This window comes from Clostridium sp. CM037, from assembly GCF_055081095.1.
On record NZ_CM143650.1, the window covers coordinates 4,107,026 to 4,126,406 of the forward strand.

At 30.7% G+C, this 19,381-nt stretch carries 20 protein-coding genes; 9 read left to right on the forward strand and 11 right to left on the reverse strand.

Going from position 1 to position 19,381, the window contains the following annotated elements:
- Window positions 1–90 precede the first annotated feature (90 nt).
- Genes ACWJKP_RS19670 through ACWJKP_RS19680 form a run of 3 tightly spaced genes read left to right on the forward strand, consistent with a single transcriptional unit; the run spans window position 91 to window position 1,006 of the window.
- Window positions 91–336 (forward strand): PadR family transcriptional regulator, encoded by a 246-nt coding sequence (locus ACWJKP_RS19670; protein WP_165413277.1) that lies wholly within the window; start codon window positions 91–93, stop codon window positions 334–336.
- Entirely contained in the window at window positions 329–604 is a 276-nt protein-coding gene (locus ACWJKP_RS19675; RefSeq protein WP_224578701.1) for a hypothetical protein, read from the forward strand. Before ACWJKP_RS19670 ends, ACWJKP_RS19675 begins: the two co-directional genes overlap by 8 nt.
- Before the next feature lie 42 nt (window positions 605–646).
- On the forward strand, window positions 647–1,006 hold the full coding sequence (locus ACWJKP_RS19680; protein ID WP_224578699.1) for a hypothetical protein: 360 nt from the start codon (window positions 647–649) through the stop codon (window positions 1,004–1,006).
- A gap of 35 nt (window positions 1,007–1,041) precedes the next feature.
- Here ACWJKP_RS19680 and ACWJKP_RS19685 read toward each other — a convergent pair whose 3' ends face one another.
- Entirely contained in the window at window positions 1,042–1,362 is a 321-nt protein-coding gene (locus ACWJKP_RS19685; RefSeq protein WP_165413278.1) for a DUF6442 family protein, read from the reverse strand.
- Window positions 1,363–1,395: 33 nt separating this feature from the next.
- On the reverse strand, window positions 1,396–1,605 hold the full coding sequence (locus ACWJKP_RS19690; RefSeq protein WP_165413279.1) for a helix-turn-helix transcriptional regulator: 210 nt from the start codon (window positions 1,603–1,605) through the stop codon (window positions 1,396–1,398).
- A 215-nt stretch (window positions 1,606–1,820) separates the two neighbouring features.
- On the opposite strand from ACWJKP_RS19690, the gene ACWJKP_RS19695 reads away from it, so the two are divergent.
- A complete protein-coding gene (locus tag ACWJKP_RS19695; RefSeq protein WP_224578696.1) occupies window positions 1,821–3,119 on the forward strand; it encodes an IS30 family transposase in 1,299 nt (432 codons plus the stop codon).
- A 625-nt stretch (window positions 3,120–3,744) separates the two neighbouring features.
- Here the strand turns inward: ACWJKP_RS19695 and ACWJKP_RS19700 are convergent.
- Both ACWJKP_RS19700 and ACWJKP_RS19705 read right to left on the reverse strand, forming a co-directional pair.
- The gene (locus tag ACWJKP_RS19700; protein ID WP_165414962.1) at window positions 3,745–4,647 is read right to left on the reverse strand and encodes a CPBP family intramembrane glutamic endopeptidase; all 903 of its coding nucleotides are present in this window, start codon (window positions 4,645–4,647) and stop codon (window positions 3,745–3,747) included.
- A gap of 108 nt (window positions 4,648–4,755) precedes the next feature.
- Complete coding sequence (locus ACWJKP_RS19705; protein WP_462961359.1) at window positions 4,756–6,528, reverse strand: ABC transporter ATP-binding protein; 1,773 nt, start codon at window positions 6,526–6,528, stop codon at window positions 4,756–4,758.
- Between the two features lie 249 nt (window positions 6,529–6,777).
- Between ACWJKP_RS19705 and ACWJKP_RS19710 the strand changes: the two genes are divergently transcribed.
- From ACWJKP_RS19710 to ACWJKP_RS19725, 4 genes are all read left to right on the forward strand, one after another.
- Complete coding sequence (locus tag ACWJKP_RS19710; protein ID WP_165414960.1) at window positions 6,778–7,350, forward strand: sigma-70 family RNA polymerase sigma factor; 573 nt, start codon at window positions 6,778–6,780, stop codon at window positions 7,348–7,350.
- The gene (locus ACWJKP_RS19715; protein WP_165414959.1) at window positions 7,340–7,645 is read left to right on the forward strand and encodes a hypothetical protein; all 306 of its coding nucleotides are present in this window, start codon (window positions 7,340–7,342) and stop codon (window positions 7,643–7,645) included. The genes ACWJKP_RS19710 and ACWJKP_RS19715 overlap by 11 nt, the downstream gene beginning before the upstream one ends.
- A gap of 13 nt (window positions 7,646–7,658) precedes the next feature.
- A complete protein-coding gene (locus ACWJKP_RS19720) occupies window positions 7,659–8,135 on the forward strand; it encodes a zinc ribbon domain-containing protein (protein ID WP_165414958.1) in 477 nt (158 codons plus the stop codon).
- 195 nt (window positions 8,136–8,330) lie between these two features.
- Window positions 8,331–9,749, forward strand: coding sequence for an IS1182 family transposase (locus ACWJKP_RS19725; protein WP_224578694.1), 1,419 nt, complete (start codon window positions 8,331–8,333; stop codon window positions 9,747–9,749).
- 144 nt (window positions 9,750–9,893) lie between these two features.
- Here ACWJKP_RS19725 and ACWJKP_RS19730 read toward each other — a convergent pair whose 3' ends face one another.
- The 3 genes from ACWJKP_RS19730 to ACWJKP_RS19740 all read right to left on the reverse strand — a co-directional run bounded on the left by ACWJKP_RS19730 (window position 9,894) and on the right by ACWJKP_RS19740 (window position 11,975).
- Window positions 9,894–10,922 carry a DUF4179 domain-containing protein gene (locus ACWJKP_RS19730; RefSeq protein ID WP_165412940.1) on the reverse strand — a complete coding sequence of 343 codons (1,029 nt, stop codon included), beginning with the start codon at window positions 10,920–10,922 and terminating at the stop codon, window positions 9,894–9,896.
- Window positions 10,912–11,481: a sigma-70 family RNA polymerase sigma factor gene (locus ACWJKP_RS19735; RefSeq protein WP_165412939.1), complete on the reverse strand. Its 570-nt coding sequence runs from the start codon at window positions 11,479–11,481 to the stop codon at window positions 10,912–10,914. Before ACWJKP_RS19735 ends, ACWJKP_RS19730 begins: the two co-directional genes overlap by 11 nt.
- A gap of 272 nt (window positions 11,482–11,753) precedes the next feature.
- Complete coding sequence (locus ACWJKP_RS19740; RefSeq protein ID WP_165412938.1) at window positions 11,754–11,975, reverse strand: YdbC family protein; 222 nt, start codon at window positions 11,973–11,975, stop codon at window positions 11,754–11,756.
- Between the two features lie 363 nt (window positions 11,976–12,338).
- Here ACWJKP_RS19740 and ACWJKP_RS19745 point away from each other — a divergent pair, with 363 nt between their 5' ends.
- The gene (locus ACWJKP_RS19745) at window positions 12,339–13,874 is read left to right on the forward strand and encodes a transposase (protein WP_224578683.1); all 1,536 of its coding nucleotides are present in this window, start codon (window positions 12,339–12,341) and stop codon (window positions 13,872–13,874) included.
- 170 nt (window positions 13,875–14,044) lie between these two features.
- On the opposite strand, the gene ACWJKP_RS19750 is transcribed toward ACWJKP_RS19745, so the two are convergent.
- The 4 genes from ACWJKP_RS19750 to ACWJKP_RS19765 form a co-directional block, all read right to left on the reverse strand.
- On the reverse strand, window positions 14,045–15,358 hold the full coding sequence (locus ACWJKP_RS19750; protein ID WP_462961360.1) for a sensor histidine kinase: 1,314 nt from the start codon (window positions 15,356–15,358) through the stop codon (window positions 14,045–14,047).
- A gap of 79 nt (window positions 15,359–15,437) precedes the next feature.
- Window positions 15,438–16,124 carry a response regulator transcription factor gene (locus ACWJKP_RS19755; protein ID WP_165412936.1) on the reverse strand — a complete coding sequence of 229 codons (687 nt, stop codon included), beginning with the start codon at window positions 16,122–16,124 and terminating at the stop codon, window positions 15,438–15,440.
- Window positions 16,125–16,144: 20 nt separating this feature from the next.
- Window positions 16,145–16,900: an ABC transporter ATP-binding protein gene (locus tag ACWJKP_RS19760; RefSeq protein WP_165412935.1), complete on the reverse strand. Its 756-nt coding sequence runs from the start codon at window positions 16,898–16,900 to the stop codon at window positions 16,145–16,147.
- A gap of 30 nt (window positions 16,901–16,930) precedes the next feature.
- Window positions 16,931–19,240, reverse strand: coding sequence for an ABC transporter permease (locus tag ACWJKP_RS19765; RefSeq protein ID WP_165412934.1), 2,310 nt, complete (start codon window positions 19,238–19,240; stop codon window positions 16,931–16,933).
- Window positions 19,241–19,381 lie beyond the last annotated feature (141 nt).

A 19,381-nucleotide genomic window follows, 5' to 3' on the forward strand; every position in this document is an offset into this window, starting at 1 on the left:
ATTTGAGCACAATTTTTATGTAGTTGACATAGCAACATACTTGCCATACATTATAGTTACTAGGTTACATTACACGGTAGGTGATATGGATTGTATAATTCACTAAAAACCACTGGCTTTGATGATTTATCTGAAGGGACCCTCTATCCCTTGCTAATTAGACTAGAAAAAAACGGTTTGTTATCATCAATTAGCCGAGACTCACCTCTTGGACCAAAACGAAAGTACTATTCTCTTACTAAATTAGGAGAAGGAGAATTAATAATCTTTTGCATGTCATGGGATAAAATTTCTAAATCAGTTAATAAGATATTGGGGGATGATCTAAATGATTAAAACAAAATCATTAATAAAACAATTAAATAAAGCAGCTGAAAACTTATCTCCAGAAAATGAAAGCATATTTCTTGACATTGTTGTCTATATAAGAACATCAAATATAAGGACAAGAGATGCAGAAGAATTCCTTCAACAGATATTGGACAGCTTTTTAAATGCAGAGCAGCAAGGTGTAGGTATTGAAACTATGCTAGGAACATCTGATATTAAACAATATTGCGAAGAAATAGTAAGCACTTATAAATCAAGCTATGATTTCTTGTAACTTTGTAGCGAATACATTATGTATACAGGAATGTTCATAATTATGTTGTCAATTATTAATTATATTACACAATGTTTAACTATAATTAATAAATATGGGGTCAATGATTTAACATTTTATATAAACTTTAATTTAGGAATTATTTCTCAATTTTTGCTTATAGTTCTTATTATCATTGCCGTTATGGCCTATACCAAAAAAAGTTGTTTTGAGGGGAATGTTAAACGTGGTAAAGTAAAAGAGTTTTTTATACTTTGGATATTAGATATATTATGGATTTGTATAATGCTAGCTTGTGTCACGTTTTTAGATAAATTTTTAGTCTTTAAATTAAATATAATTATAGTTTTAATTGTTGGGATTGTTTTATATTTTGCAGGTAATTATTTCTCTGAAAAATAGAAAACGCTAGATTTTAATGTAACACAATTATATACTTACCCTACTCCATTAATAAAGAAATCTAATAAAAATACACTAGAGGCAAACAACATCATAATCCCTCCAACTAAATACAGTTTATTTTCTGTTTTGTTTTTATATTTATAAAGAGAAGCAATTGCAATTTGAATCCAAAGAATCGCCATCAAGTCGTTATAGGGCATTTTGTGAAAAATCTTCCATAATGTAACTAATACTAATATAAGATTTCCTATTGAGGCTGCATAGTTTTCTGATTTAATTTTAACTTGCTTGACCCTCTCATCTTCCCATAAATTTTCACGTTTGCTTTTTCCTAAAATCTCTTCTTTTTTCATGATTAACAAACTCCTTTACTATCGCTCATTACCCTACTCAAAGTAAAATAAATCTTCAAATTTTTTATCTAATGCAATGCAAAATATCAATGCTAACTTTGCAGTTGGATTAAATTGACCTGTTTCTATTGAGCTAATTGTTTGTCTAGAAACGCCGACCATTTCCGCTAAATCTCCTTGAGACAGATTGCTTTCTGCTCTAGCTACTTTAAGTTTGTTTTTTAATATTAATTCGTCTTTCATGAAGTCACACGTCCTTAAATTATTATCAAAATATACTCAATTGTAAATCTAAAAGCAACCTGTTCTATTTACAATTGAGGTATAATTCTTAAATCAAAATATATGCCAAGAGGTTGCATCTCGGTATACAAAAATATTGGCATGTGTCAGTCTTTTGTTTTACTAACATTCAAAATTACATATTCTATAAGAGTTGGCGGCAGAATGGAGGATATATGTCAACGTTTTTCACCTATGAAGAAAGGCTTGAGATACAAAAATTCTTAAAAGAAAGTCTTTCCTTTAAAGAAATCAGCCGAAGATTGGAAAAAAATCCAACCACCATCTCCAGAGAAATACGTAAGCACAGTTCAGAGGTTGCAACAGGTTATCCGGGATATCCGTACAATGCCTGTAAAAATCGTTTTAACTGCAGGTATAAGGATGTATGCGGTAAAAATTGCACAAGAAAAACAACCATCTACTGTAAGCTTTGTCAATCCTGTAATGATAACTGTCCTGATTTCATTTTGGAAATCTGTACTGCCCGCTTTAGGGTTCCCTATGTCTGTAATGGTTGTGAAACGCTTGGGAAATGCTCTTTATTAAAAAATATATACAATGCGGAGCATGCCCATATGAAAGCTCACGAAGCCATTTCACAGTCCAGAAGTGGATTGTGTGTATCGGAAGATGAAGTAGCCAGACTCAATAAAATAATTTCTCCACTAGTTCAAAACGGTCAATCTGTTCATCAGATATATGTTACGCATGAAGATGAAATTATGTGTAGTGAAAAGAATATTTACAACTACATAGATGCCTGTCTTTTCGATGTGCGAAATATTGATCTTCCGAGAAAAGTCAAGTTTCGCGAAAGGTATAAAAAACCGGAATTCAAGGTAGATAAAGGCTGCCGCATTGGGCGCAACTATAATGACTTTCAGGCATTCCTTGCTAAAAATCAGGATACCACTGTTGTACAGATGGATTCTGTGATTGGAAGTAAAGGTGGCAAATGCCTTTTAACGATTCACTTTGTAGATACCAGCTTGATGTTAGCATTTCTTAGAGATGCAAATACTTCAAAATCAGTAACGGATATTTATGAAACACTTTATGAAACCCTTGGGAAGGAGGTTTTTACAGCCCTTTTCCCTGTAATTCTTACAGACAACGGGAGCGAATTTTCGAATCCAAAGGCAATTGAATATGGTACTGAAAAATTCTCAGGACATCGTACCAATGTATTTTATTGTGATGCTGGAAGTCCCTATCAAAAGGGAGCCATTGAGGTTAACCATGAGATGATTAGGCGCATTCTTCCGAAGGGAAACAGCTTCGATCATCTGACACAGGAAAATATCAGCCTAATGATGAATCACATTAATTCCTATAAAAGAAAAAAACTGAACAACCGTAGCCCATACGAAACGTTCAGCTTTTACCATGGAGAAGAGATTTTACAAAACCTAGGGTGTACACCGGTAGCAGCCAGCGACATCATGTTAAAACCAATTCTTCTCAAAAAATAAAAATATAAAACAGTGCCGCCAGATATCCATACAATCCTAAAATAGGGGTGGATTCTCCGATTACAAAAAAATCGAGAGTGAGTTGACCTCTATTTGGCATGCATATTTTCTATTATCATACATCAAAAAACCGAAAAATCAAACTGCATTTGGATTACAAATGTGGCTTTTGGGTTTCAAAACTGGCTTTTCAGATACAAAGGTTGCATTTCATTTACAAATATTCAATTGTCAATTACAAACGTTGCATTTCAATTTACAAAGTGGCATATCGCTTTACAATTGAGTATTATCAAAATATAGTATACTACCATTTAGTTTTTATGACAAGTTATATTGTCATTTATATAATATAACTTGTCACTAATATATCAATACTTGTCCTATTAACTATGTTTATTAACAGAAAAAGATAAAAAAGAAATTACTGAGGTACCCTCCATAGTTTTTGGGAGGGTATTTTATATACTTTATCCCATAAAAAAACAACAGCATTTATAAAAAATGCTGTCATCTTATCTCATCAAGAAAATATAACTGTTCAATTTTGCACGCCTAATAAAGAGAAAATAGTTATTGTATTGTGTTAATTATAAACATAAATTATTTTGTTGTTATTATTTCTCTAAACTTCTCGCAGAGCCCATTTTTTATGCAATGGAATAAAATACACAATTACAATTCCTATACAAAGAACTATGGTTGCTGCCATACCGGCTTCAGGACCAAATGATCCACCAGTGAACCATTCTGCGCCAGTTAACTTTAAATTCATCAAACTACCTGTTGGTACTTTTAGTCCACTTACCTCAAAACCAAAAACATTTCCTTGAGTCCAGTTCCATGCAGCATGAAGTCCACACGCCCCCCATAGATCCTTAGTTTTTATAACATATAGGCCAAAAAAAAAGCCTACTAAAACAATATTTATTATAGCTAAAATACTTACATTTGGATTTCCGAGGTGCATAAATCCGAAAAATGTAGAGGAAACAACCAAACCTACAGCTACATTATATCTTGCACCTAAAACATTCATAAACCATCCTCTTGAAAGAATTTCCTCTGTACCACTTTGTATCATCCAACCTGGTATAACAATTAGCACACCACTTAAAGCTGCTATACCTGAAAGACCTACTGGATTACTATTTACTACAGTATGCCCACTAACACTAAGCAATAAAACCACTATTGAAAACATTAAAATCCCTATGCCAAAACCTATTAAATACCTTTTTATAAACCCTTCTTTTTTTAAGCCCATACTTGAAATACTTCTTTTTTCTCTAAACTTTACTCTAGCAAATACTAATAATGTTATAAATATAAAACCACAAATAAGTTGATTTAGTAATAAAACGTAAGGATTATCGCCAATAATTTTCTTTGTAAAATGAGCCAATATTTCGCCTATTCCTTGCCCTCCAATTAGAAAAAGCAATACCCAAAATAAACATAAAATAATATTAGGAAGTACCTTCGCTTGTTTTGCTTCTCTAAATAAACCAGTTTTATTCGAAAACATATTATCACTCCTACTCTATTTGATTAAATCATCTCCTGCGGAGCTACAAATTAACGACTTCAGAAGGATATTTATTCTCCCACTGAAGTTTTATTTTTGCTAGGGTAGTTACCCCTCACTTATAGAAGTGGGAGACTTGCCTTCTGAAATGTCGTTAAACTGCATATTGTAAAGGTAAGAATATAATCCTTCTTGACTTATAAGCTCGTCATGTGTTCCTCTTTGGTTTACTCCTTCATCAGTAAGTACAATTATTTCATCCGCATTTTTTATTGTACTTAATCTATGCGCAATAACAAACGTCGTCCTGTTTTTTGTAAGGTCTTCTAATGATTTTTGAATATATTGTTCATTTTCATTATCAAGAGCTGATGTAGCTTCATCAAGTATTAAAATTGCTGGATTCTTTAAAAATACTCTTGCTATAGACATCCTTTGCTTTTGTCCACCAGAAAGTTTTACTCCTCTTTCACCAGTATAAGTATCATACCCATGTTCAAGGCTCATAATGAACTCATGAATATTTGCCTTTTGTGCTGCTTCTATTATTTCATTTTCTGATGCTCCCGGTCTACCATATGATATATTTTCTTTAATGCTTCCAGAGAACAAATAAACATCCTGCTGAACTATCCCAATAGATTTTCTAAGTGATTTAATTTTTATGTCTCTTATATCCATGCCATCTATTGTTATTGAACCATGGTTTACCTCATAAAATCTTGGTATAAGACTGCAAAAGGTTGTTTTACCACCACCTGATGGACCAACAAGTGCAATATTCTTACCTGATTGTATTTTTATATTTATATTACTTAATACATTATGCCTATTATTATAACTAAATGACACATTGTTAAAGGATATCTCTCCCTTTGGATTAACTAATTCAACTGCATCTTCTTTATCGATTATATCGGGCTTTGTATTTATGACTTCAACAAATCTTTCAAATCCTGAAAGCCCTCTTTGAAACTGCTCCGTAAAATTTACAAGCTTATCAATAGGATTTAGAAATGTATTTATATAAAGTATGTAAATTACAAGGTCAGATACTTTTAATGAACCGTCACTTATAAATATGCCTCCTACAAGTATAGCGCTAAGATAAAGTAATCCTTGAAAAAAGCTGTTACCACTATGGAATCTGCCCATTATAAAATAACTTTCCTCTTTTGTCTTTAAAAATTCGTTATTACCTTTAGCAAATTTAGTATTCTCTATATTCTCATTAGCAAATGATTTCACCACGCGAATACCTGCTAAACTGTCTTGAATTTGGGCATTTACACTTGCTATCTTTTCCCTATTTTCCGAAAAAACATTTCGCATTTTCCGATTATAGAAATATGAAAAATATAACATTACTAGTGTAAATAAAAGAAGTATAAGTGTTATTCTTGAATTTATACTTGCGAGTATAACAAAAGACCCAACTATTTTTAGCATGGATATGAATACATCCTCAGGCCCATGATGTGCAAGTTCTGATATATCAAAAAGGTCTGTAACTATTCTCGACATGAGCTTTCCGGTATTCGCTTCATCGTAATAAGAAAAAGATTGTTTTTGAAGATTGTTAAAAATGTCTTTTCTCATATCCGCTTCCATTTTTGCTCCCATTATATGTCCCCAAGATGTTATGAAATACTGACAAAAATACCTTACAATATACATAAGTAATAGTGCTATCCCAACATATAAAACATATTTAAATATCTTATTTCCATCATTTAATACATAAACATCATTTAGCAAATATCTAACTATTAAAGGAAACACCAAATCAATTACAGATAAAATTAATGCACAAAACATATCTGCAAAGAACAGCCCCTTGTATGGTCTATAGTAACTTTTAAATTTTTTAAAAATATTCATTTTTCTTGTAACTCCTTTTCATTAAAGTTTGTTTATTATTATATCACTAAACTCATTGAGAATGATTATTTATTTCATTCTCAATGGCCCTTCTTAAAATCATTCTTTATATTACTATATTATTTAGTGTAAAATATATTTTATAATATTATTTCCTGCGCTAACAAAGGTTGATTCTAAATTATTTGTATATATTTAATGAACCTTTTATATTTTGACGCGTAGTAAATAGTGAAGGGGGGCAAGGTTTTGGATGATAAGTTTATTTGGATAACTTTTGATACTGATAAAAATCAAGGACTTGAACTATTTATAGAAAAATATAAAACTCCTCTTTATAAGCTTTGTATACATTTGCATAAAAATAGTACTAGTGCTGAAGATCTATTTCAAGATACTTGGATAAAAGCTTTTAAATATATGGACGACTTTAACAGAATTAAGAATTTTAAGCCTTGGCTCTTTACAATTGCTATTAATCTATATAAAGATAATTATAGAAAAGTAAAACGGTGGTTTTCAAAGTCTATAGATTTTTTTGATATTAATGAAAAAAACATCGTAATGGAAAATATAAAGTCAACTACCTTTCTTCCTGAGGAGTCTTATGATAATAACCAAAATAAGCAACAGTTACGAAATAGTGTGAATAATTTAAAAGATGAATTTAGAATGGTAATAATACTATTTTACTACAACGGATTAAAGCAAAAAGAAATTTCAGAAATTCTTAAGATTCCTGAAGGAACTGTAAAATCCAGATTAAATAAAGCTAAAAAGTTATTAAAAGAATATATGGAGGATAATAACTATGGAAGATAAACATTTAGAAGAGCTTCTCTTTGAACTAGGTAATGAAGATATTAATCTTCCTAACAATTTAGTTCAAAATACTAAAGAAAAAATAAGTAACATACACTTTTTGCCCATTATTTGTATGTCAGTTTTTTTAAATATTATTTTGCTTATAAGTTTAATTATTATTATGTATTTCAAATTTAATTTTAAAGGAATTATAGGTCTATATATTTTGTACAGTTTTATTTCAAGCTTATCAATATTACCTCTAATATTTTTTAAAGAAGAATTTAAACTAAAATTTTCAACTACTATTTAAAGGAGAGATTAAAATGAAAAATTCAAAAAAAATATTTTTTACTCTTATAACAATACTCTCGTTACTATTTTTATCTTTTATTATTTTCATATCCTTCGCTATAGCCTCAGACTATAGACATGGGAACACAAATATCTCTGCAATAGTTCCACCTCTCATAATACTCCCTTTAATACTTTTATTAATCTTTGGAGTAATTTATTTAATTGGTCATTTTGTATTTATGGATTCAAAGAAAAGGGGTATGGACCCTTGGCTTTGGACAATGGTGGCACTATTTGTTCCAAACCTTATAGGTTTAATAATCTACCTAGTTGTAAGGAATTCCTACACTAAAAAAATCTGCAAAAGCTGTGGGAATCCTGTAGATGATCACTTTATGAATTGCCCCCTCTGTGGATTTAAGCTTAAAGATAATTGTAGCTCTTGTGGATTCCCAGTAGAACCTGAGTGGAATATTTGTCCCAAGTGTGCCTCTAAATTAAAGTAGGGTAAAATCGCCTTATTAATTAAATATAAGAAAAAAAGATAATACAGTGTGTATTATCTCAGACCGTTGACAAACATAAAATGTAAAACACTCTAATTTAAAATTGGAGTGTTTTTTTCATATTCAAAAAGGATTTTAGGACATCAATGTCGAATATATATAGTATACAAACTTTATAATTCGGAGGGCATTATTATGATTAATGAAAAAAACTTCACACAACAAAAACTAGAAATGGTGTATTTAGAAGATTTAGTTCCTAAAGACCATATTTTGAGAAATATAGATAAATACATGGATTTCTCTTTTATAAGAGAACTGACTAAAAAATATTACTGCTTAGATAATGGAAGACCTGGCGTAGATCCCATTCTACTTTTTAAAATGCTGTTTATTGGGTACTTATTTGGAATAAAATCTGAACGACAACTTGTAAAGGAAATTGAAGTAAATGTGGCTTATAGATGGTTCCTAGGGCTAAGTCTTACTGATACTATTCCAGATCATTCAACAATTAGCCAAAATAGACGTAGACGATTTAAAGGAACAGATGTGTTTCAAAAAATATTTGACGAAGTAGTATTTAAGGCTATAAATCTTAAGATGGTAACCGGTAAAATACTTTACACAGATTCTACACACCTAAAAGCAAATGCTAATAAGCGAAAGCTTGTGAAAATTGAAGTTGAAAAAACGCCGAAAGAATATGTAGCTGAACTTAATAAAGCAGTGGAAGAAGATAGAATAAACCATGGTAAAAAACCTTTAAAAGAAAAAGAACCTGTTACCAAAATAAAAGAAACTAAAGTTAGCACAACCGACCCCGACAGTGGATATATGATGAGAGATGGCAAGCCGGAAGGCTTCTCATATTTAGATCACAGAACTGTCGATAGCAGACATAATATAATTACTGATGTGTATGTTACTCCTGGAAACATAAATGATGTTGATCCTTATATCGATAGATTAGATGTGCAAATAAAAAAGTTTAATTTTAATACAAAATATGTTGGTGCAGATGCTGGTTATGCTACAAATCTTATATGTAAAAAACTATATGAGAGGGAATTAAAATCTGTAATGGGATACCGTAGGTCTCCACATACAAAAGGAATGTACACAAAAAATAAATTCCAATATGTTAAAGAGCAGGACATTTACGTATGCCCTGACTTAAGGGCTTTACATTATAAAACAACAACAAGAGAAGGATATAAAGAATATGTTGGTAATGCAAAATATTGCGACATATGTCCAAACAGAGCTCAATGCTTTTCTGCAAAAAGCAAGTTTAAAACTATTAGAAGACATGTTTGGGAAACGTATAAAGAAGATGTTGTAAAGTTCACCAGAACAGATAAAGGCAGAAATATATATAGAAGAAGAAAAGAAACTATAGAGCGAAGCTTCGCAGATTCAAAACAACTGCATGGGCTTCGCTATTGCCATATGCGTGGATTAGAAAATGTGCAAGAGCAGTGTCTGCTTACAGCAGCAGTGCAGAATATGAAAAAGATAGCTAGCCTGCTATCTTTAAGGTTTTTTGATTTTCTAACTAAGAACATAGTTGTTATTTTAAATTTATCCATAACTCAAAATGCTATCGCATAATTGCATGTAAAAAGCCCAGTATAATAAAAAAATTATACTGGGTTTGTAAACAACCTGAGATAATACAGTGTGTATTATCTTTTTTCATTATATTTAATGTTTCCGCCATGGGCTTCTACAATATACTTGCATATATATTCATCATTATTTTAATTGTGATAAATCTATTGTAAATTTATCTCCTACTTGTTTAGATTCACCATCCATTCTACCGCTTTTATCTGGATATTTAGCAGCGTAGGGAGTAAGGGTTAATGTTTTTGCATTCTTATTAAGATTTCCATCTATATTTTCTATTTTAAATAATGCTCCCTCTTTATCTGAGTGAGATGCGTAAAATGTAACTTTATTACCTAAATCATCAATTCCTTTTAAATCCACTGCATATGTTGATTTTGCTGTAAAATTGGATATTGAAGCATAAATTTTTTGACCTACGGCATTACTTGTATATTTTTTTAGAGTGTATTCTTCACCGTTTGGAAGTGAAAACTTCTTATTAAGTAATATTTCTTTAGTATTTATTTTTAATTGATCACCATTGGTCTTAAAATTAAAATCCCAAGAACCCTTGGTTTCCTTATCATTCAAATTCATAGTATGAGATGAGATTTTTATATTTAAATCTCCACTTACATCTACTTTACCTAAATCATAAGCCATAACTGTTTGTGTAGTATAGTCGTCAACATTAAAAGCTCCTCCTCCGGCTCCTCCATTTACACTTTTCCCGTTTACATAAATATCGTTTAAACAAAACCAGGATTGATTTTTTTCTAACTTTTTATTAGAACTTATATTATAAGAAACATTCAATTCATCGCCATCCAATATCACTTCATTTAATTTAACTGTTACTCCATTATCAGTTATAGTTTTATTTACAACGGTATTATATTCATCCAAATTCTCTTGTATTCCTAAAAAAGCACCTATATTACTGCTAAACGTTGATAGTCCCGCTACTGGTACATTACTTCCAAGTATTCCAACAGTTAATGCTACAACTGCCACCGCTGCCACTATTTTTCTATTATAGAATTTCTTTTTATTAATTGATTTTCTAAAATTATCCTTTATGTTTTTCTTTTCTATATCATTAAAATTTTCTTTCTTATAATCATCTAAATTTATATCTGCTTCATTTAATACAGCGTATATATCATTTTTCATATTTAACACCCCCACTTTCACTAATCTTAAGCATACTTTTTATCTTTTTCTTCCCTCTAGATAGTCTATTGTAAATAACTTCTCTCTTAATACCTGTTTCTTTACTTATATCATCCATTTGTTTTTCCTCAACATATAACTTATAAAACAAGTTCTTATCCTTCTCTTTTAAACAATTTAACATATCATTAATATCATCCTCTAATTCATTTTTAATAATCTCTTCATGAGTAGTATCTGGAATTCCTAGTTCTAAATCATCTATATTTTCATGTCCTATTGTTTTTAGATACTTTCTCTTATAGTCGATGCATTTAAATCTAGCTATTCCAGCTACCCAATTTTTAAATTCATTTTTACTTTTATCAAAACTACCACTGTTATTCCAAATTCCGAGAAGTATATCATTAATACATTCACCTTGAACACTCTGCAAATTGTAAAGTTGTTTTTTTACAATGCATTTAATAATCCATCCATAATTGTCTACAACATAGTCGAGGGCCCTTTCATTCTTATTTATTAACTGAATAACAAAATTTTCTTCTTTGATTTTCATTTTAAACCTTCTTTCTAAAGCAAGCTTGCATAGAGTATATCCCTCTACACTTAATACTTCGCTTGTTAACTTAGGATATCTATCAATAATTTAAATAAGTTATATTTTTTATAGAATTAATATTGTATTAGAAAGGGAGAAGTAGCTTTCTATAGCAACTTCTCCTTTTCTTCTTTCACTAAAAAAAATGGATAAAGGAATGTTAAATTTAATTAACGCATTCTTTTATCCATTTTTATTTTAGGAGGTCAATCCATCCCATAGTAATATTCTTATATTTCCATACTATTCAAAATATCTTTAAGTTTCTTTAAATCTTCTACAGATAAAGTAATCCCTTTACCCATCTTCTTATGCTCGCAGTCCCAGTCTCTAATATCATATTTAGGGTCTTTATCATTCCAAGAGACAAGATTTAGTTCCTTTGTCCAACCCTTTGCCGACTCGGAAATCACCCCTGATTTTTCTTTTATTTCAAATTTAATATCTGCCATTTAAAATCCCTCCAATAATAATTTTTCTATTTATTTGGAAATCTATTCCCCAGAATTGTTACAAAGCTTATTTACTATTTTTACATAAATGTAAAAATAAACACCCCAGGTATGTTTATATAGTACTCTCGGAAACTCTCAAGCCATTGCTAATTCTAGGTTCATTTTTATTCATATATCAACTTCACCCCAGAATTTCTTCGAGTTTTATATCTTTCGGGTAGCATAGATAGTCTAAGCTATCCCTAGTATTATCGATTTTTTTTAATTAAATAGTTTTAAATAAGACTTGACAGCAGTAAAAATTTCGCAAAATGAATTTTGTATATTATTACCATTTTTCATTTATAAGGAGTGATTTTTATGTTAACTGTTAAGGCCTCACATACTCAATATCAAAATTTTGTTGAAACATTTCTAGAAAAATTCTTTATTCAAAATAATCAAGAAATTACTTTGTTTGAGCGTAGTTCAATAATAACAAAAATCTGGTCTGCCGACCTAACCGGAATTGTCCCTCTAATACAAAGTGCTTATTCTAAATCCAATCAAGGGGCTCCGCCCAAAGATGCGGTAGCTTTACTCAGATCACTTATTATTATGGCTTATTGTAAAGAAACCAGCATATCATCTTGGATAAAGACATTACGTTCAGAACCGTTTTATGCAATTCTGTCAGGCTTTATCCCTGCTTGCTACTCGCCTTTTAAAGCCGAAGGCATAGTTGCTGATCAAATACCTGGCATAGGTACTTTTTATGATTTTATGGATAGGCTGATTCATAAGGATAAAATCCTATATAAATCCAAACTGCGTAAATTGAAACGTAAACCAAGTAAAAAACAAAAGAAAAACCAAAAGATGAATAACTCCAAATCTGGTGTAGTCGAACGTTTAGTTAAAAGAATCTTAAAATATGATAATTCTAAGCTTTCTGACAGAATAGAATCCAAAATGAACAACATACTTAAGGAATTATTTGTTATTCCTTCCTTATCAATGGGCATTTTGGGTGACCCTTCTAAACTAAATATTGCTGGTGATGGAACTTGTATGCCTACACAGGCTTCGCCTTATGGTAAAAAAGTTTGTGATTGCAAACTTAAACCAGGAGAGCATTGTGCTTGTTATCGAAAGTTTACCGATCCCAGTGCTAGCTGGGGTTGGGATAGCTTTAATGAACACTATTACTATGGTCAAACTTATCACGGGTTCACTGCCTGTGATAGTTTTTACAGCCTACCTATCCATATTAAATTTGTTAGTGCAGCACGGCATGATTCTGTTACCGGTGTTTATGCACTTAAAGAGATTGTAGATTTATACCCTGAAATTAAATTCTATTCCGTAGCCTTAGATTCTGCCTATGATGCTAATGCATTTTATCTTTTATGCATGCATTATGGAATAAATCCTATTATTGATTTAAATTCACGTTCTTTAAAACCTTCATCAGGCAGTGATTTTGTTGAACTTGACGATAAGGGCATTCCTCATGGGAAAATTTGTGGACATCAGCTTCGTAATTGGGGAATCGTCCGTAAGGAATTTAGGCATAAATGGTTATTCCCAGTTCAATGTGACCACTGTGAAAAATGTCCTATTAAAAGCAAGAAAATTTATTACACTAAAACATTAGATAATCCAAGATATTTTACTCCTATACTAAGAGGTTCAAAGCAATGGAAATCTCTTTATAAACGACGTTCAACTACTGAAAGGTGTTGGGATAGAATAAACAACGACTTCCATGCTGAAAAAGCGATTATCTATTCCGTTGGTCGCAGAATAACAAGAGTATTTCTTGGTGCATTTTGCTGTTTTATAGATGCTTGGGCTAATGAAAAAGAGGTAACAATTGCTGATATCTTCCCGGTTTTCAAGAAAATAGCTGCCTAATTTATAATCAGTTTTAACTCAATAACCAGCCTACGGCTTTTTTAAAATAGTGTATAAAAAAGCCTTTTTATCATGCCTACTATTAATTCAAGTATAGCATTTCATCCAAATAAATACTTTTATTCCTCAAATATGGGAATTGTTAATTATTGTTTTTCGAGTACACTCGTTTATATATCAATGGTAAATATAAATTCGGCCCCAGCTACTGGGTTGCTCTTACATTTAATGTCTCCGCCATGGGCTTCTACAATATATTTGCATATGGATAATCCGAGTCCAGAACCTGGAATGCTCATACTTCTAGATTTTTCTGCTCTATAGAATTTGTTAAAAACATATGGAATATCTTCTAAACTGATGCCACTTCCATTATCCATTACAGAAAAAGCTATCTTATTTTCAGTTTCAAGATAAAAAACTGTAATTTTTATCTTCCCATTTTCATAATTAGTATATTTTATACTATTCTCTATAAGGTTGTAAATCACTTGTGATATACGACTCCTATCCATAGAAACCATTATATTTGCAGCATTGCACTGATATTCAAATATAATTCCATGATGTTCCACTAAAAGCTTTAACTCTAACATTATCTTTTTTAAATATGCATCCAAATAACACTCACTTTTCACAATTTTCAGTTCATTCAATTCTGCATTAGAATGCTCTGACAAATCGTTAATCATTTTAGTAATTACATGGGTTTTTCTAATAATAACTTCCACATATTTTTTACGTTTTTCCTCAGTGTTTGAAACACCATCCCGCAACCCTTCACTGTAGGCTTTAATTGTTGATATAGGTGTTTTTAAATCATGAGAAATGCACGAAATAAGTTCCTTTTGGGACCTTTTTAATTGCTTTTCTTTTTCTCTCTTTTCCTTTAATTGCTCTCGCATTAATTCGAAACCATAGCTTAATTCAGCTACTTCATTATGCAACAATCTATTTCCTCTTGCGCGTGCTACCGGAATGTCATAATCACCTTCAATTATAGCTTTTGAGGACTGGTTTATTTCAAGCATAGGATCTAAAACATGGTGTTTCATATAAATACTTACGGCAATTAATATAAGTATCACAAAGATAATTCCACAAATAATTGGTGCAAATAAATAAAACAAATTTTCTATTTCTGTACGTTTTAATATCTTCTCTCTTGGTATGATAAACACAGCAAATTTGTCGACCTTTCCCTCACTTAACAAAACAAAAGAAACTTTAATTTGTTTGTTATTCTTTTCATAAAAACTTTTATCAGATTGGAGAATCTCTTTAATATTTATAAATTCCCCTTTTTTATAATCATTTTTGTCACTGGTATAAACAACCATTCCAGCTAAATCAAACACCGTATAAGAAAATTCATCTTGTTTATATTGTTTTGATTCTATTTCATGCACCTGACTTGCTACTAGCATCCTGGCCTTATTATAAAGAAATTTCTCTTTATTATTTGAATATCTTATCATAGACATTAGTGTGGATATCACCAAAATGAGCACTATAAAAAAATGCAACTCTATTTGTTGTTTAAAAATTCTATTTTTCATAATTTTATACGGATAGCTTGTACCCTACTCCCCATACTGTCTTAATATAACCAAGTCCAAAATTATTCAACTTTTCTCGAATTCTTTTTATATAAACTGCCACACTACTAATATCACCAAATTCATTCATACCCCAAACCTCTTGGTATATTTGCTCCTTTGAAAACACTTGATTTACATTCCTTGCAAAAAAATATAAGACTTCAAATTCTTTTGTGGTAAAATCTATAATTTTTCCATCTATACTTGCCTCATAGCTTTCCTTTCTAATTTTAATCTTACCAATAGTAATAATCACAGAAGGAGCTTTCGATTGTTCGAGCTCTTTATACCTTCTTAAATGAGCTTTTACTCTTGCCACAAGTTCCAAAGGACTAAAGGGCTTTGTAACATAATCATCTGCTCCAATTCCAAGAGAAATCACTTTATCCATCTCTCCACTTTTGGCGGATACCATTATTATAGGTATATTAGAATTATTTCGAATTTGCTTACAAACTTCCATACCATTTATCTTAGGGAGCATAATATCAAGAAGTACAAGTTCTGGTTTCTTGGATTTAAAAAGCTTTAATCCTTCTTCACCATCAAAAGAAATGAATACTTTGAAACCTTCTATTTCTAGATAATCACGTAATATTTCAGCGAGTTCTCGCTCATCTTCAATAATTAAAATTGTTTTTTGCTCCATAATATCTCCTGTTTTTCTTATCATCCTCGTTTTTTTAAAAATTCATAAACTATTTTTTCTCTTTCATCAGCTGTTTCTTTTTTATATTCATCTAATCTTAAATCTCCATCAAAATAGCCATCTTTTAAAAAGATAATTCGATTGCCTCTAAGTGCAGCTTTTAAGTCGTGGGTTACCATAACAACTGCTTGACCGCCCTTATGAATATCAGAAAAAACATCTAGCACATTTTCTCCTTGAGCTGAGTTAAGTGCACCTGTGGGTTCATCAGCAAATAATAATTCAGGCTCATTTATAAGTGCTCTGCAAATCGCTACCCTCTGACTTTGACCACCAGATAATTGACTGGGGAATTTCTTTCTGTGATCTGTTAGCTCCATTTTATCTAATAACTCATCAATTTTTTTATCAATGTCAAATTTCTTTTTATTAGTTTTGTAGGTTGGACTTACAATATTCTCATAAATGGTTAAATCAGGTATTAAGTTAATGCCTTGAAATACAAATCCAATTTTATTTCTTCGTAAATCAGCCATTTCACTTTCCTTATAATTTGTAATATTTTCATCACCTAGAAATACCTCTCCACTAGTTGCTCCATCCATGCCGCTTAAAAGGTACAGCAAAGTGGATTTACCAGAGCCGGAGCTTCCCATAACTACTGTAAAGTCTTCTTTATTTATCTCAAGGTTTAAGTTTTTAATTACATTATTTACTTCACCATCGCTTAAAAAACTTTTACATAATAAGTTTGTTTTAATTATAACATTATTCATAAAATTCTACCTCACTATCCTTTTATTTTTTTATTCTTGTCCGAGCTCTCTTATATGATTACTAAATAATCCAATTGACGATAATACAGTACTTAGTAAAAGCACAAGCAGTACACTAACATTTCCCACAATCAAAGTTTTAATATTATAGGTCACCAGATATTGTGCAAATCCAAACATAGATAAGGACATAACCATAGTTTTAGGAAATGTTACAATAAAGATTGGCACAGTTACTAAAATTGATAATAATGCAATAATCCCAATGTAGCATAAATTCGTTAGTAGTAAATGCTTTCCGCAGTAGCCAATGGATTTGAAAATATTATGCTTCTTTCGCTCTTTTATATTTTTTAAATATACTATGCAAAAAAGATTCATTGCACCACTAATCATAACCAATACCATAAAGGGGACAATTGCCTGTTTTTGAGGTCCACATATCATATCCATAATATTACTGTATTTATTTGATCGATCTATTATTTTCAAATCATTTTTCATTTTATTATTATATTTCACAATAAACTGATTTTTATCTACATTCTTATTTAGATAAATGGATGCTTCATCGAAAGAAAACTTTACTCCATTTTTTTCCAAGGTAGAACTTAGAAGTCTGCAGGTTCTCCCAAGCTCATAGTACCCTTGGCTAGTTCCTACAATAAGAAGGCTTACTTTTTTATCTGGGGTTAAATAGATATCCACATAATCGCCTACATCCTTTTTCATTTCTTTCGCGATTAAATTTCCTAGCACAATTTCATCACTGTGTATTGGATTGCGTCCTTTCACTACCGGCATATCAATGTTTTCATAAGTCTCATACACCATCCTTGCAATATTGGGGTCTCCCATCCCTTTGGTCCATTTCATCATAACATTTGAATTCTTAGTTGTTTTAATAACACGCTTAACATCTGAATCTGTTAATAAAACACGGCAATTTCCGTCAAATTTCACCTGATTTTCAGAAACGGCTGCAACATCAAATTTATCAAAACCTATCCAATAGTAATTGTTATCCTTCATGGTATCTAATACGGAAATGGATGATAACGCAAAATTTACACAATAAATAGAAATCACACAAGTGAGAATAATATAACAGGTGTTTTTTTTATCTCTTTGCATATTTCTAACTGCTATTCCTAGTGGAGAAAAACTTAATTTTTCTGTAAATGGATGATTTTTTGTTTTCCCAGCACCAAGCTTACTTTCTCTTCCATTTAACACAATAACCGGTTTTATATCTTTTAATTTATTTATTACTAAATAAATTTGAAGTAATACAAATCCATTGATTAATAAAAAACATAGTAATGCAGGAATTAATATGCTAGTGTGATTAACTTCACTAATATTTTCAAACATTTTCTTAGTAAATTTACTTGAAATAAATGAAGAACAAATAATTCCTAGGACACTTCCACTGGCTACAATAAATAAATACAATTCCATATAAATTCTCATAATAGATTTTGGTGAATAACCAATTGTTTTATAAATAGATATGGTTTTACTATCTTGAATTAGAGCATTTTTAATCATATAACGAATCATCATGCTACTTACTAAAAGTACAAGAATGCTTGCTACAAAGAGTATACCTCTTAAAATCTTCTCTGATATAGCACTGTTACTCATACTATCTTCTATGGTCATGGCTCTTCCTTCTAATACGCCATGATTTTTCACGCGGTATTCGCTAACAATATCATTTCCAGTAATATTCTTATCGCTAAACACTGCTATAACCTTTGATGTTTCTAACTCTTCTGGAATTTCACTCACAAGAAATTCACAATTAAATGCTAAAGATATAGAGTATGGATCTGCATAAATGGCTGCTACTTTGTAAGTATAATTTCTACTGCCACTCCATAAAAAAATTTTTTCACCAACTTTTATATTATATTCATTTGAGAGTGCAGCTGGAATAAAGCACTCTCCATCCTTAGGCACATCAACTTTATTGCTAATAGATCTTATCTTCCCATATACATTTTCCTCATATTTAGTTAAGCTTGCAAATGTTTCTACATTTTTACCTTTATAAGATATTTTTTCTGTTATCCAATGTCTGTTAATTAGTACTGTTTTTGATACAGAATCTAATCCTTCAATTCCATGAGATAACTCACCGATTTCTTTTTCTCCTTTTTCAATAGGCAATACTTTTACTTTCGGAGATTGGCACTCTTTTTGGAGATCTTCAAAGGGTTTTTGTAATGATGATATCATCATTATAGAACTTGACATTAGCATGGTACAAATTAATATGATAAAAAAAATCATAATGCTCTGCATTTTTCGTTGTCTTAATTTTTTAACCCACATAACTTACAATCGTCCTTTCTTTTATTATTAATGAATAACTTATTTTTCATCATAAGATTATCATACAATTCAATTGTTAAATAAAAATAGGATAATTATGAATAATTATGAATAGAATTAAGACTCCCTAGTAATTCTGTA